The 13,443-nt window shown below is 55.5% G+C and carries 13 protein-coding genes and 3 tRNA genes; 8 read left to right on the forward strand and 8 right to left on the reverse strand.

Annotated features, from left to right (window positions below; translation table 11 throughout):
* On the reverse strand, positions 1-643 hold a 643-nt coding region (locus A1355_RS03000; protein WP_197471701.1), incomplete at its 3' end, for a beta-ketoacyl synthase N-terminal-like domain-containing protein.
* 354 nt (positions 644-997) lie between these two features.
* Complete coding sequence (locus tag A1355_RS26560; RefSeq protein WP_157197718.1) at positions 998-1,105, reverse strand: transposase; 108 nt, start codon at positions 1,103-1,105, stop codon at positions 998-1,000.
* Positions 1,106-1,374: 269 nt separating this feature from the next.
* Here A1355_RS26560 and A1355_RS03005 point away from each other — a divergent pair, with 269 nt between their 5' ends.
* The gene (locus A1355_RS03005; protein ID WP_064024850.1) at positions 1,375-1,602 is read left to right on the forward strand and encodes a hypothetical protein; all 228 of its coding nucleotides are present in this window, start codon (positions 1,375-1,377) and stop codon (positions 1,600-1,602) included.
* 350 nt (positions 1,603-1,952) lie between these two features.
* On the opposite strand, the gene A1355_RS03010 is transcribed toward A1355_RS03005, so the two are convergent.
* The 4 genes from A1355_RS03010 to parC form a co-directional block, all read right to left on the reverse strand.
* Positions 1,953-2,028: transfer RNA gene (locus A1355_RS03010), tRNA-His, on the reverse strand.
* A gap of 18 nt (positions 2,029-2,046) precedes the next feature.
* Positions 2,047-2,123 (reverse strand) — tRNA-Arg (locus A1355_RS03015).
* Between the two features lie 6 nt (positions 2,124-2,129).
* Positions 2,130-2,206, reverse strand: a tRNA-Pro gene (locus A1355_RS03020).
* A 143-nt stretch (positions 2,207-2,349) separates the two neighbouring features.
* Positions 2,350-4,584 carry a DNA topoisomerase IV subunit A gene (gene parC, locus A1355_RS03025; protein WP_064024852.1) on the reverse strand — a complete coding sequence of 745 codons (2,235 nt, stop codon included), beginning with the start codon at positions 4,582-4,584 and terminating at the stop codon, positions 2,350-2,352.
* Between the two features lie 236 nt (positions 4,585-4,820).
* Here parC and dusB point away from each other — a divergent pair, with 236 nt between their 5' ends.
* The 4 genes from dusB to purD are packed head-to-tail and all read left to right on the forward strand — an operon-like array spanning position 4,821 to position 8,950.
* Entirely contained in the window at positions 4,821-5,798 is a 978-nt protein-coding gene (dusB, locus tag A1355_RS03030; RefSeq protein WP_064024854.1) for a tRNA dihydrouridine synthase DusB, read from the forward strand.
* On the forward strand, positions 5,799-6,062 hold the full coding sequence (locus A1355_RS03035; RefSeq protein ID WP_064024856.1) for a helix-turn-helix domain-containing protein: 264 nt from the start codon (positions 5,799-5,801) through the stop codon (positions 6,060-6,062). It begins immediately after the preceding gene.
* Between the two features lie 29 nt (positions 6,063-6,091).
* Positions 6,092-7,654: a bifunctional phosphoribosylaminoimidazolecarboxamide formyltransferase/IMP cyclohydrolase gene (purH, locus tag A1355_RS03040; RefSeq protein ID WP_064024859.1), complete on the forward strand. Its 1,563-nt coding sequence runs from the start codon at positions 6,092-6,094 to the stop codon at positions 7,652-7,654.
* 18 nt (positions 7,655-7,672) lie between these two features.
* Positions 7,673-8,950: a phosphoribosylamine--glycine ligase gene (purD, locus tag A1355_RS03045; protein WP_064024898.1), complete on the forward strand. Its 1,278-nt coding sequence runs from the start codon at positions 7,673-7,675 to the stop codon at positions 8,948-8,950.
* A gap of 58 nt (positions 8,951-9,008) precedes the next feature.
* On the opposite strand, the gene A1355_RS03050 is transcribed toward purD, so the two are convergent.
* Positions 9,009-9,413, reverse strand: coding sequence for a septal ring lytic transglycosylase RlpA family protein (locus A1355_RS03050; RefSeq protein ID WP_064024900.1), 405 nt, complete (start codon positions 9,411-9,413; stop codon positions 9,009-9,011).
* A gap of 163 nt (positions 9,414-9,576) precedes the next feature.
* The gene (locus A1355_RS03055; RefSeq protein ID WP_064024861.1) at positions 9,577-9,942 is read right to left on the reverse strand and encodes a SirB2 family protein; all 366 of its coding nucleotides are present in this window, start codon (positions 9,940-9,942) and stop codon (positions 9,577-9,579) included.
* 375 nt (positions 9,943-10,317) lie between these two features.
* On the opposite strand from A1355_RS03055, the gene A1355_RS03060 reads away from it, so the two are divergent.
* The 3 genes from A1355_RS03060 to A1355_RS03070 all read left to right on the forward strand — a co-directional run bounded on the left by A1355_RS03060 (position 10,318) and on the right by A1355_RS03070 (position 13,425).
* Positions 10,318-10,515 (forward strand): hypothetical protein, encoded by a 198-nt coding sequence (locus A1355_RS03060; protein WP_064024863.1) that lies wholly within the window; start codon positions 10,318-10,320, stop codon positions 10,513-10,515.
* A 156-nt stretch (positions 10,516-10,671) separates the two neighbouring features.
* A complete protein-coding gene (locus A1355_RS03065) occupies positions 10,672-12,960 on the forward strand; it encodes a Tex family protein (RefSeq protein WP_064024865.1) in 2,289 nt (762 codons plus the stop codon).
* 81 nt (positions 12,961-13,041) lie between these two features.
* Positions 13,042-13,425, forward strand: a complete 384-nt coding sequence (locus tag A1355_RS03070; protein ID WP_064024868.1) for an exosortase system-associated protein, TIGR04073 family — start codon at positions 13,042-13,044, stop codon at positions 13,423-13,425.
* Positions 13,426-13,443: the final 18 nt, after the last annotated feature.

Raw genomic sequence — 13,443 nt, forward strand, 5'->3', positions numbered from 1 at the left:
AAGCCTGATGCAAAGCCACCAGCGAAGAAGAACAAGCGGTATCGATAGAAAAACTAGGGCCTTGCAGACCTAGTTGATAAGACAACCGACCCGAAGCAAAACAAAATCCGTTACCGGTACCGGTATAAAGTTCGGCGCCGGCCATATCCCCCGACTCACGTAATAGATGTAAATAGTCTTGCTGGCCGATACCAATAAATACACCGGTTTGACTGTTCTTCAAGCGTCGGCTGGCAATGCCGGCATGCTGTAAGGTTTCGTGGGCGAGCTCCAGTAACAGGCGCTGCTGAGGGTCCAGGCTGTTGGCTTCGCGGGGAGGAATGGCGAAGAATTCCGCGTCGAAACCGTCGATTTGCTGCAGAAACGCCGCTTCGCCGACATAGGTGCTACCCGGCCTTTCACCGCTAGGATCGAAAAATAAAGAATGGTCCCAGCGCTCTTTAGGGATGGGACCGACCGCATCCACTTCGTCCTGCAGCATTTGCCAGTATTGCTCGACGGAGTCGGCTTTTCCCGGAAAACGGCAAGCCATACCGATAACGGCAATCGGCTCAGTCTGCGAGCGCTGATAATGTTCTAACTTAGCCTGTAATCTTTCAATCGCCAAAAAGGCTTTTTGTAAAGGCGTTAGGGAGTGATCCACGTGATTTACCATGCTACTGATAGCACAACCCTCTTAATTTAAGAAAATCATCGAATAATTCCGTTAACTTGTAATATCTAGCGTGACAGTATGCGCCTCAGTTAACTGACAATTAAGGATAGTAAAAATCCTCCGCAAGGCCGGGAAATTTATAATGCGACCACTAACGCGCGTCCTTATCGTTAACTACCAATCGGTGGCGACTCGTGGCCAAAGGTGTATTTACGCCATTCGCGGGTCTTCCCGCCCTTGATGCCGGAAATTTTCCTGATCCATCGCCCCCCTGCCGGCCATCTAAACAAAATACCGTCACGCCCCGTAATGCTGCCGCGCGAAGTCGCGCTTTTTCTCGCGTTAGAGCCTGGGCAAATGAATCGCCCTCTTGCCTTTGATGTCGTCAATAATCTGCGACATCGAAATTTTTGGCGATTGCAATTTCAGCATATGCACATGGCCCGGCATCGCTTGCCCGTCCAATGCTCAGCTTTCTATCTGGCTACTACTTGCCAAAACACTTCACGGAACGATCATGAAACAGCTGCATCTCCCCGGCGAATGCAAGATGCTGTGCGAGAGGCGGCGGAAAGAGGTCGATTAATTTTTAAGAGGCTAGAGCCCGACACCTAACAATACCCCGTTGGGCTGTGGCTCAGCCAAGCTCACCGTTTGTGTGGTGTCAGAAAACAATTAGGCGAGTTCGGCAGGCTTAAACAGAGCGGCGCGAGATAGCAATGGATGCGTCGCTTCAGCCGGAACTCGTTGCGCAAAGCACCGGCATTGAGTGGCAAAGCCCATATGCGGCTTTGGAGTGGCACGGCTCAAGACCAGCCGAGGTCTACGCCAGCCATGTCAAGCAAAGCACAGGGCAGAAACGGCTGATTACCGCCACATCCCAGAACTTTGGCATCCACAGCCGCCAAAAACCGGCGTTGCCGCTCATCCTGCGCTTCTCGGATTAGCACCCAATGTTGGCGAATGCAGAATCAGATACCATGCATCGAAGAATATACGACTACAGGGAGTTGAATAAGCTATTTGTTAACAATACATTAGCGATACAGCAACAAAACGCAAAAGTCATCTACCAATGCTGACGCCGAAAATTCAGAGGTTACCTTTTGATTTGCCATCGACAATTGACAGCTTTGCCGCAGAGCAGTTACGGGAGACCTAATTTATTAGAGCACCGCGTGCAGGCTTTACAGGGAGGGATTTGTTTTTTAGAAGGCGACGCCAGCAACAGCAATCTATTAAGATGCCTGATGGCTTTTTAAAGCGGAGAGCAACACTTGCAAGGCGCTGATTTTACTGGGGTGAACGATGGGGCTCGAACCCACGACAACCGGAATCACAATCCGGGGCTCTACCAACTGAGCTACGCTCACCATAACGTGAATTTGCAATGGCACGCTTGGCAGGACTCGAACCTGCGACCCTCGGCTTAGAAGGCCGATGCTCTATCCGGCTGAGCTACAAGCGCAAAACTTGGTCGGGGTAGAGAGATTCGAACTCCCGACATTCTGCTCCCAAAGCAGACGCGCTACCAGACTGCGCTATACCCCGAATTGATCTTGTTTTCTCCCCGCCACTCGCATGAGCACCGGAAAGACCGACATCTTACCTATCCATCCAAGCCACGTCAACCACTTTTTACGTTACCGAGCGCGGCAGACGTGTCGGTTCCCGAAAACACCACCGCATCTGAATCAAACCACACTTTCCAATCCATCGACTTTTTGAAAGCCTCTAGGCAATATATTTCCGCGGTTGGCGCGGCTGCCGGAGTATTGAGCGATGTCGATGGCCTTCAACGTGACGAACCGCTTGCCGGACAGAATTTTCAGCTCACCGTGGGTCGCCAAGGCCGTCACCGCGACCACCGCATCCTTACCGGATGCCAGATCGGCGGACGGAATCTGAATCAGCTTGTTACCCTTGCCCTTTGCCAATTCCGGTAAATCTGCGACCGGGAAGATCAGCAAGCGGCCTTGCAAGGTCGCGACCGCCAGCGACTCGGCGTCCCGCGGAATCGGCGTCGGCGTCATGACTTCGGCCTTATCCGGTACGGTCAAGACCGCTTTGCCGGCCTTGTTCTTGCCGTAAAGCTCCTTTAATTGCACCCGGAACCCGTAACCGGCGCTACTGCTCATCAACACCCAATCCTCGGCCTGCCCGGTAAACACGTCGGTGAAGATGCTGCCTGGAGGCGGATTCAGCCGCCCGGTCAACGGTTCGCCTTGACTACGCGCCGACGGCAGGTCGTGGGTGGTAATCGTGTACACCCGACCGGTCGAATCGAGCACATAGGCCGGCAAGGTAGTTCGCCCCTTGGCCGACGACAAATAGCCGTCTCCGGCCCGATAACTTAGGCCCTCGACTTCGATGTCGTATCCTTTTGCCGCGCGAATCCAGCCCTTCTGAGACAAGATGATGGTCACCGGTTCGTTGGCGATCAGCTCCGTGGTATCCAGGGCTTGGGCGGCTTCGCGGGCCACAATCGGCGAACGACGGGCGTCGCCGTATTTCTCGGCGTCACGTTCTATTTCCTTTCGGATCAAGCGGTTCAGCAAATGCGCGGAGCCAAGAGTCTTTTCCAACTCCTCCCGCTCCCGCTCCAACTCGTCCTGCTCGCCGCGAATCTTCATTTCTTCCAATTTCGCCAAGTGGCGCAGCTTCAATTCCAGAATCGCTTCCGCCTGCACGTCACTCAAACCGAAGCGCGTCATCAATACCGGCTTGGGATGATCTTCCCGACGAATGATCGCGATCACTTCGTCGATATTCAGGTAGGCGATCAGCAAACCTTCCAGGATGTGCAGGCGCGCCTGGACCTTGTCCAAACGGAATTGCAAACGCCGACGCACGGTTTCGGTTCGGAACGAAATCCACTCGGTCAGAATTTGCCGCAGATTTTTCACTTGCGGTTTGCCGTTCAGACCGATCATGTTCAGGTTGACCCGAAAGTTTTTCTCCAGATCGGTCGTAGCGAACAGATGCGACATCACGGCGTCGACATCGGTACGCTTGGTCTTGGGGATGATTAACAAGCGGGTCGGATTTTCGTGATCGGACTCGTCGCGCAGGTCCTCGATCATGGGCAGCTTTTTCGCCAGCATCTGCGCGGCGATCTGCTCCAACAACTTCGCGCCGGACACTTGATGCGGCAACGCGGTGATGACGATATTGCCGTCTTCGACCTCGTATTTCGCGCGCATTTTCACCGAGCCGTTACCGGTCAAATACAGCTTTTGCAAATCGGCGGCCGGCGTGACGATTTCCGCGTCGGTCGGAAAGTCCGGACCCTTGATATGCGCCAGCAAGCTTTCCAGCGGCGTCTCCGGCTCGTCGAGCAGTTGCAGGACGGCGGCGGCCACTTCCCGCAGATTGTGCGGTGGAATATCGGTCGCCATGCCCACCGCGATACCGGTGGTCCCGTTCAAAAGCACATTGGGCAAGCGTGCCGGCAGCAGCGATGGCTCTTCCAGCGTGCCATCGAAATTGTCCACCCAATCCACCGTGCCCTGGCCCAACTCGCTGAGCAGGGTTTGCGCGTAGGCGGTCAGCCGCGATTCGGTATAACGCATCGCCGCGAAGGATTTGGGATCGTCGGGCGAGCCCCAGTTGCCCTGCCCGTCGATCAACGGATAACGGTAGGAAAAATCCTGAGCCATCAACACCATTGCCTCGTAGCAGGCCGAATCACCGTGCGGATGATATTTACCCAATACGTCACCGACGGTACGCGCCGATTTCTTGTATTTAGCTAGAGCTGTCAGACCCAGTTCGGACATCGCATAGACGATGCGCCGTTGCACCGGCTTCAAGCCATCGCCGATGTGCGGCAGCGCCCGGTCCAGAATGACGTACATCGAGTAATCGAGGTAAGCCTTTTCGGTAAAGTCTTTGAGAGGGAGAGTTTCGAAGTTTTCCTGTACGCCCATATCCAGTCGTTTGCAATCAATGGCTAGCCGCGGGTTGCGGTGAAGTTTTGTCTTTCTAAAATATCACAGGCGTCGAAACGGGTTAGCGAGAAAACGCGAAAGCGCGCCCATCGCGGCCCAATAGCGAAAGCCTGACGTCGGCAGCCGCGTTGGGCTCGTCGATTCGACCCGACAAAACATCGTGTCCGGCGCGGTTTTCGAGTATCATTTTCGGCCTTCCGAAGCCTCCCCAAGTTATGCGCATAGGCCCTTATTCCCTGCCCAACAATTTGCTGCTGGCGCCGATGGCCGGCATCACCGATCAGCCTTTTCGGCAACTTTGCCGCCGATTCGGCGCGGGACTGGCGGTATCTGAAATGGTAATCTCCAATACCGAATTGCAACAGCACCCCAGAACACTGCAGAAAACCGATTACACCGGCGAAACCGGCCTCAGAGCCGTGCAAATCTTGGGTAACGATCCGGTGAAAATGGCGGAAGCGGCCAAATTGAATCAACAACGCGGCGCCCACATCATCGACATCAACATGGGCTGCCCGGCCAAGAAGGTCTGTTCCACCGCCGCAGGTTCGGCGTTGTTGAAAGACGAGAAGCTGGTGGAAAACATTTTGACCGCTGTCGTCGCCGCCGTCGACATACCGGTAACGTTGAAAATCCGGACCGGCTGGGACCGTGAAAACCGTAACGCGGCCAAAATCGCCAGTATCGCCGAAAACTGCGGCATTCAGGCTCTGACGATCCATGGCCGCACCCGCGCTTGCAAATTCGAGGGCCAAGCCGAATACGACACTATTCGGCAGGTCAAGCAAACCGCGCGGATTCCGATCATTGCCAACGGCGACATCGACAGCCCCGAAAAAGCCCGACGGGTACTGGCGCACACGGGCGCAGACGCCATCATGATCGGCCGAGCCGCGCAAGGTCAGCCGTGGATTTTCGCCGAACTGGCCGCCGCGCTCAACGGCGAACATTGGCAATACCCTTCGCTGGCCGACGTCCAGGGCGTAATGAACAGTCATCTGGAGCATTTATACCGTTTTTACGGTGACGACTGCGGTGTTAGAATTGCCCGCAAACACATCGGCTGGTACTTCGAACGTCTGGGCGGCTTGCCCGCCGAGCACAAGCAGTCTATCAATCAAGCCCAACATCCCGTGCAACAACTGACGCGGGTTAACGCGTCGTTCAATCATCTCCTACCAAGAGCCGCCTAGATGGGAAGCCACGACAGCCAAAATGCCAGCGACAGCGTCGATACGTTGTCCGACCACGTCCGCCATTGCGTCGAAGACTATTTTTCGCATCTGAACGGCCACGATTCCAGCGGTCTGTACCATTTGGTGCTGGCCGAAGTGGAAAAACCGCTACTGGAAACCACGCTGAAATATTGCGATTTCAATCAAAGCAAGGCGGCGGTCATTCTGGGTCTCAGCCGCAGCACCTTGCGTAAAAAGCTCGACCACTACGGTATCGGCTAAATCGATTTTCTTTTGTTTTTGAGGTTTGCATGAAAAAACAAGTCAACCGGGCGCTGGTTAGCGTCTCGGATAAAACCGGCGTACTCGAATTTTGCCGAAGTCTCAGCGCGCTGGGCGTGGAACTGCTGTCCACCGGCGGCACCGCCAAATTGCTGGCCGAGCATAAAATCCCGGTTACCGAAGTGTCCGACTACACCGGCTTTCCGGAAATGATGGACGGCCGAGTGAAAACCCTGCATCCCAAGGTGCATGGTGGAATTCTGGGCCGGCGGGGGATCGACGACGCGGTAATGGCCGAAAACGGCATCAAAGCCATCGACATGGTCGTGGTCAATCTCTATCCCTTCGAACAAACCGTCGCTAAACCGGATTGCGATCTGGAAACCGCGATCGAAAACATCGACATCGGCGGCCCCAGCATGATTCGCGGCGCGGCCAAAAACCATAACGACGTCGCCATCGTCGTCGACCCGGCCGACTACTCCAGCATTCTGACCGAACTGCAAGCCGAGGCCGGTTCGCTGAGCCACGAAACCCGCTTTCGATTGGCGCTAAAAAGTTTCGAGCATACCGCCCGCTACGACACGATGATCGCGGCTTATCTAAGTAAGGTTGTCGATGCCGGCCATTTTCCGGAAACGCTGAATTTGCAATTCCATCGACTGCAAAGCATGCGTTACGGCGAAAACCCGCATCAGAACGCAGCGTTTTACGGCGAGAAAAACCCGCCGGCCGGCAGTATCGCCAGCGCCAAGCAACTGCAAGGTAAGGAACTATCGTACAACAATATCGCCGACGCCGATGCCGCGCTGGAATGCGTCAAATCCTTCGACGAGCAACCGGCCTGCGTCATCGTCAAGCACGCCAATCCTTGCGGCGTGGCCATCGCCGATAGCCTATTCGACGCCTATAACGCCGCCTATACCACCGATCCGACGTCGGCCTTCGGCGGCATTATTGCTTTCAACCGGGAATTGGACGAACAAACCGCCGGCGAAATCGCCCGCCGCCAGTTTGTCGAAGTCATCATCGCCCCGCTAGTTTCCGCCGGCGCCAAGGCCGCGCTAGCAAAAAAACCGAACGTACGGGTTCTGGAAACCGGCCTCTGGTCGCCAAACCAACCCCAGGCGCTGGACTTCAAACGCGTCGCCGGCGGTCTGCTGGTGCAGGACAAAGACACCGGCAGCATCAGTCCCGCAGACTTGAAAGTGGTCAGCAAGCGCGCGCCGACTGAGCAAGAGCTGGCTGATTTGTTGTTCGTCTGGAAGGTGGCCAAGTTCGTAAAATCCAACGCTATCGTCTACGGCAAGGGCGGCCAAACCATCGGCATCGGCGCCGGCCAAATGAGCCGGGTTTATTCCGCCAAGATCGCCGGCATCAAAGCCGCCGACGAGGGCCTGGAAGTGCCGGGCTCGGTAATGGCGTCCGACGCGTTTTTCCCGTTTCGCGACGGCATCGACGCGGCGGCGGCGGCCGGCGTCACCGCAGTGATACACCCCGGCGGCTCGATGCGCGACCAGGAAGTCATCGACGCGGCCGACGAACACAACATCGCAATGGTGTTGACCGGCATGCGCCATTTCAGACACTGATTGCGGAGTAAGTACATGATGAACGTATTGATCGTGGGTAGCGGCGGTCGCGAGCACGCGCTCGCCTGGAAGGCCAGACAGTCTCCGCTGGCGGGGCAAATCTATGTCGCGCCCGGCAACGCCGGCACCGATTTGGAGAACGGTATCGTTAACGTCGACATCCCGGCGGACGACATCGAAGGTTTATTGGGGTTCGCACTGGCCCGCGACATTGGCCTGACCATCGTTGGCCCGGAAGTGCCGCTGGTAAAAGGCATTGTCGATCGCTTCACGGCGGCAGGCTTGAAATGCTTCGGACCCAAAGCACAAGCCGCGCAATTGGAAGGCTCCAAATCGTTCTGCAAAGACTTTCTGGCCCGCCATCGCATTCCGACCGCCGAGTACCAAACCTTCACCGACACCGAAGCCGCGATCGCCTACATTCGCCGCAAAGGCGCCCCGATCGTCGTCAAGGCGGACGGCCTGGCGGCCGGCAAGGGCGTCATCGTCGCCCAAAACGAGCAACAGGCGATAGACGCGGTCAACGATATGTTGGCTGGCAACAGTTTCGGTGAAGCCGGACATAGGGTTGTCGTCGAGGAGTTCCTGGTAGGAGAGGAAGCCAGCTTCATTGTCATCGCCGATGGCGAACACGCGCTGGCGATGGCCACCTCGCAAGATCACAAGGCTCGGGACAACGGCGATCTAGGCCCCAATACCGGCGGCATGGGCGCCTATTCGCCGGCGCCGGTGGTCACGCCCGCCATCCATCAGCGTGTCATGGACGAGGTAATTTATCCCACCTTGCAAGGCATGCGCGACGATGGCACGCCCTACACCGGCTTCCTCTACGCCGGCTTGATGATCGACGCGCGCGGCAACGTCAAGGTGTTGGAATACAATTGCCGATTCGGCGATCCGGAAACTCAGCCCATCATGATGCGGCTAAAATCGGACTTGGTCGAACTCTGCTTGGCGGCGTTGGACGGTAAGCTGGACCAAATTACAACCGAATGGGACGACCGAGCCGCGCTCGGCGTGGTGTTGGCGGCCGGAGGCTACCCGGACGCATACGCCAAGGGCGAACCGATTTCCGGGCTGGACGGCGTCGATTCAGCAAATGCCAAAGTCTTCCACGCCGGCACGCAAAGCGCCGGCGGCACCATCGTCACCAACGGCGGCCGAGTACTGTGCGCCTGCGCGCTAGGCGACAATATCGCCGACGCACAACGCGAAGCCTATGCGCTGTGTAAACGCATCAATTGGCAATCCATTTATTATCGTACCGATATCGGCTTCAAGGCCATCACGGCTTAGCGCGAACCATCGAAAACAAAAAGGCGCGATTGCCCGGCAATCGCGCCTTTTTTCCGCGCTAAGCTTCGCCCCAGCGCAAGATTTCGATCTTGACTTGAGCCAACCCGGCCTGGACAAATCCCAGCTCCTTGGCGGCTCGTTTGGAGACGTCGAGCAAGCGCTTGTTATGCCGGCCCGGCCGTCCGTTGACCCGCAGATCAACACTGCGGTTATTGTTGAGATTGACCACCCGTAGCAAGGTCCCGAACGGGAGATTGGCATGGGCCGCTGTTAACGAATTTTTGTCGTAGATTTCACCGCTTGCTGTCCGCTGACCATGCAGTTTGTCGCTGTAATAAGAGGCGACTCCGCTATGTGCAATGGACAATAAACCGTGTCTTTCTGTTTTCGCTAAACTTACAGAGCTAAAAGACGCTAGACTCATAGAAACCAGCATAACTGCCGTCCATTTCGTTTTTCGCATCCTACCCTCCTTTCGTTGAGTATTGACAGGAGGTAGGGAGGTTACCCCAGAAGGCATTGATTTGGCAAGCCTTTACGGCCAAACGGCTCTAGCGTCGCTCCAAAAACGTGACGATCCGCCAACAAAAATCCAGAGCCGGCAAGGGATAGCCGGCGTCAACCAATCAGCCAAAAAAGAAGAAAACTTGCTTGGTCACCGCGACTTTCGAAATATAAAACAGACAAAGCAAGGCCACGCCAAACCACCTCCAGCGACTTGCGCCCTCCTCGCGGATAGTCCGAACACCGGCGATCATAAAGCCAACCAAAACCACTAGTTTCGCGATAATCCACCCGAAGTTGCCGGCAAGCCAGTCGCCTTGAAATACCAAAACCGAGCCACTCAACAACAGCACGCCGGCGATGACATGCGGAGCCAGTTTCAGCCATTTCCGCGCCAATAGTTCCGGCTTAAATTGCGCCAGCGCCACCCGCCCAAAAAAACTGACCACCAGCAATGCCACGAAAAACAAGTGAATATGCTTAACCATGTAAACGTTTCTCCGAATGTAAAAAGACAACCAAACCGCCGAATACCGAAGCTATCCGCCCGATCAGTAGCGCTGGCGAGCTTAAGATACCCCGAACCGAAGCTAAAACCCACATCCGCCTCGACACCGGTCGCCTGTCTGCAAGCGACGCCTTGCGTCCCAGCCGCATACAAAACAAATTTTTATCAATCAATTCATAAACATAAGCCTACACCAACGACAATCAGCACAAAAAAAAAATAATGTTTTGACACAAAACAAATTTAAGTGTAAAAAATACCCCGTCGACTAAAAAAACACTAAACATTCGACATACAACTCGAGTTGCCCCTGCTAGACGGGCTGATTATTACAACAAAGATGAGGATTATAAAAATGGCTGAACAAGAAAAAGACAATACCTTTACCGTCGTCGCTGTCGTAACCGCTATCGCTATTGCTGGCGTACTACTTCTGAAAATGGACGAAACTAAACATTTGAAAATGAGCGGCGAAACCACTGCTCAAGCGGAAGCGCAAGTCTTGGCTAAACACAAAGACTTCAACAACGATATCCTGAGCCAAGCAAAGTAATCGTTTTCCATAATAATAATTAAGTTCTTCTTTCGATTAGGCGCTGTTTCTATAGAAACAGCGCCTTTTTTGTGCCTCACGTAAACCGGTCCGACGCTTCGACTGGCGCTTAACTACGGTAAAATCACCGGTTTCCAACCATCTCTGCAAAGCTCAATGGATGTCATCAAGCGCATAGCCGCGGAACTCTCCGTCAAACCTCAACAAATCTCCGCCGCCGTCGCGTTGCTCGACGAAGGCGCCACCGTGCCGTTTATCGCCCGCTACCGTAAGGAAGTGACCGAAGGCCTGGACGACACTCAATTGCGGCATCTGGAGGAAAGGCTAACTTATCTACGGGAACTGAACGACAGACGCAATACGATACTCGACAGCATACGTTCGCAGGGCAAACTGACACCGGAGCTGGAACAGGCCATACTCGACGCAGATACCAAAACCTTGCTGGAAGACTTGTACCTACCTTACAAACCCAAGCGCCGTACCAAGGCGCAAATCGCCCGCGAAGCCGGACTGGAGCCGCTGGCCGATGCGCTATTGGACAATCGCGATCTGGTTCCAGAGCAAGTCGCCCAGCGCTATATCGATGCGGACAAAGGGGTAGCCGACGTCGCCGCCGCGTTGGATGGCGCCCGCCAGATCATCATGGAACGGATTTCCGAAGACGCCGAATTACTTTCCGAACTGCGGGAGCGCATTTGGAATAAAGGCATATTGCAATCGACCATCGTCGCCGGCAAGGAAGTTGAAGCCGCGAAATTCAAGGATTACTTCGATTACAGCGAAGCCATCAACAAAATTCCGTCGCATCGCGCGTTGGCCCTGTTCCGCGGCCGTAACGAGGACATGCTGAATTTAACGCTGAAACCGGCCGAGCTTGACCAGGAAGAACATCAACTCTGCACCCAATTCGTTTGCCAGCGTTTACAGATCACCGACACCGCTAAACCCGCGGACTCTTGGCTGGCCGATACCGCCCGTTTCGCCTGGAAGATCAAACTCTTCACCCGCATCGACATGGATTTGAAACTGCGCTTGCGCGAAGCCGCCGAGCAGGAGGCCATCCGCGTTTTCGCCAGCAATTTGCGCGACTTGTTGCTGGCGGCGCCGGCAGGTCCGAAAGCGACGATGGGTCTGGATCCCGGTATCCGCACCGGCGTCAAGGTGGCGGTGGTCGATGCCACCGGCAAACTGCTGGCCACCGAAACCGTTTATCCCCACCAGCCGAAAAACCAGTGGGACCAATCCATCGCCACGCTGGCGCGCATGATTGCTCAATTCGGCGTGCAACTGGTCAGTATCGGCAACGGTACCGCATCCCGTGAAACCGACCAGCTGGTCGCCGATTTGATGAAACGGCATAAAGAACTGCTGTTCCAGAAAATCACCGTTTCGGAAGCCGGCGCCTCGGTGTATTCGGCATCGGAATTGGCCGCCAAGGAATTTCCCGATCTCGACGTATCGTTACGCGGCGCGGTATCCATCGCCCGCCGCTTGCAAGACCCGTTGGCCGAATTGGTCAAGATCGACCCCAAATCCATCGGCGTCGGCCAATACCAGCACGACGTCAACCAAGTGCAACTGGCTCGCATGCTGGACACCGTGGTCGAAGATTGCGTGAACGCGGTCGGTGTTGACGTCAATACCGCATCGGTCGCCTTGCTGAAACAAGTCTCCGGCCTGAGTGCCAGTATCAGCGAAAACATCGTCGCCTTCCGCAACCAAAACGGCCCTTTCGCCAACCGCGCGCAGTTGAACAAAGTGCCGCGCCTCGGCGACAAAGCCTTCGAACAGGCCGCCGGCTTTTTACGCATCATGAACGGCGACAACCCGCTCGACGCCTCGGCGGTGCATCCCGAGGCTTACCCGGTGGTCAACGCCATCCTGGACGACACCGGCAAATCGATACGCGATCTGATTGGCCAAAGCCAGGCACTACGTAGCCTGAATCCCGCCAACTACGCCAACGCCGACTTCGGCCTGCCGACCGTCACCGATATTTTGCAGGAATTGGAAAAACCCGGCCGCGACCCGCGCCCCGAGTTCAAAAGCGTGCAATTCAAGGAAGGTGTCGAGAAAATCACCGATCTGGAACCCGGCATGACACTGGAGGGTGTGGTCACCAATGTCGCCGCCTTTGGCGCCTTCGTCGACATCGGCGTGCACCAGGACGGTCTGGTGCATATTTCTCACTTGGCCGACGACTTCGTCAAGGATCCGCGCGATGTCGTCAAAGCGGGCGACATGGTCAAAGTCAGAGTATTGGAAATCGATGTCGCTAGGCAGCGGATTTCGTTGAGCATGAAAAAGAGTGTCGACGAAGCCGACATCGTGCGCGGCGAAAAGCCGCAAAGGCCCGCGAACAAACCGGCGCTTAAAGGCAAACCACAACAGGTTGTGCCGAATACCATGAGCAATGCCTTCGCCAAGGCCTTGAAAAAGTAAGCACACCCACTGCTATACTTGCTCGCGTACCGTCGACCGCTTGCGGGCGGCGCCGATTCGTCAACAGATTCAGGATACGCTATGAAAGCAAAGCAAACCGTTTGGGCCTTCAGCTTGATCGCCGCGTTCGCCGCCGCCGCGCATGCCCAACCCGGTGAAAACGAAAGCTATGGAGAAACGGTAGGCCGCAAACTCAGCTCCGGATTGGCCAATATCGCCACTGCGTCACTGGAAATCCCTAAGAACATCATCATCATCAATAACCAGAGCAATGTCGTGTACGGTTTCGTTGGCGGCACTTTCAAAGGCTTGATCAATATGGGGGCCAGGATGGGCGTCGGCGTGCTTGACTTAATCTCGGCGCCGATTCCCACTCAACCCATCGTCAGGCCGGTCTACGTTTGGGACGATTTCAACGCGGACACCACTTACGGCAAAGCCTTCAAACCGACGCCAAATCCATGAACACCTGAACAGGCCCGA

Origin of the sequence: Methylomonas koyamae, from assembly GCF_001644025.1 — a bacterium.
Lineage (GTDB): Bacteria > Pseudomonadota > Gammaproteobacteria > Methylococcales > Methylomonadaceae > Methylomonas > Methylomonas koyamae_A.

Bases quoted from the DNA above. Each gene is read 5' to 3' on its own strand.
- A1355_RS26560 (WP_157197718.1), bottom strand. From the start codon at position 1,105: ATGCCGGGCCATGTGCATATGCTGAAATTGCAATCGCCAAAAATTTCG.
- A1355_RS03005 (WP_064024850.1), top strand. From the start codon at position 1,375: ATGGATGCGTCGCTTCAGCCGGAACTCGTTGCGCAAAGCACCGGCATT.
- parC (WP_064024852.1), bottom strand. From the start codon at position 4,584: ATGGGCGTACAGGAAAACTTCGAAACTCTCCCTCTCAAAGACTTTACC.
- dusB (WP_064024854.1), top strand. From the start codon at position 4,821: ATGCGCATAGGCCCTTATTCCCTGCCCAACAATTTGCTGCTGGCGCCG.
- A1355_RS03035 (WP_064024856.1), top strand. From the start codon at position 5,799: ATGGGAAGCCACGACAGCCAAAATGCCAGCGACAGCGTCGATACGTTG.
- purH (WP_064024859.1), top strand. From the start codon at position 6,092: ATGAAAAAACAAGTCAACCGGGCGCTGGTTAGCGTCTCGGATAAAACC.
- purD (WP_064024898.1), top strand. From the start codon at position 7,673: ATGAACGTATTGATCGTGGGTAGCGGCGGTCGCGAGCACGCGCTCGCC.
- A1355_RS03050 (WP_064024900.1), bottom strand. From the start codon at position 9,413: ATGCGAAAAACGAAATGGACGGCAGTTATGCTGGTTTCTATGAGTCTA.
- A1355_RS03055 (WP_064024861.1), bottom strand. From the start codon at position 9,942: ATGGTTAAGCATATTCACTTGTTTTTCGTGGCATTGCTGGTGGTCAGT.
- A1355_RS03060 (WP_064024863.1), top strand. From the start codon at position 10,318: ATGGCTGAACAAGAAAAAGACAATACCTTTACCGTCGTCGCTGTCGTA.
- A1355_RS03065 (WP_064024865.1), top strand. From the start codon at position 10,672: ATGGATGTCATCAAGCGCATAGCCGCGGAACTCTCCGTCAAACCTCAA.
- A1355_RS03070 (WP_064024868.1), top strand. From the start codon at position 13,042: ATGAAAGCAAAGCAAACCGTTTGGGCCTTCAGCTTGATCGCCGCGTTC.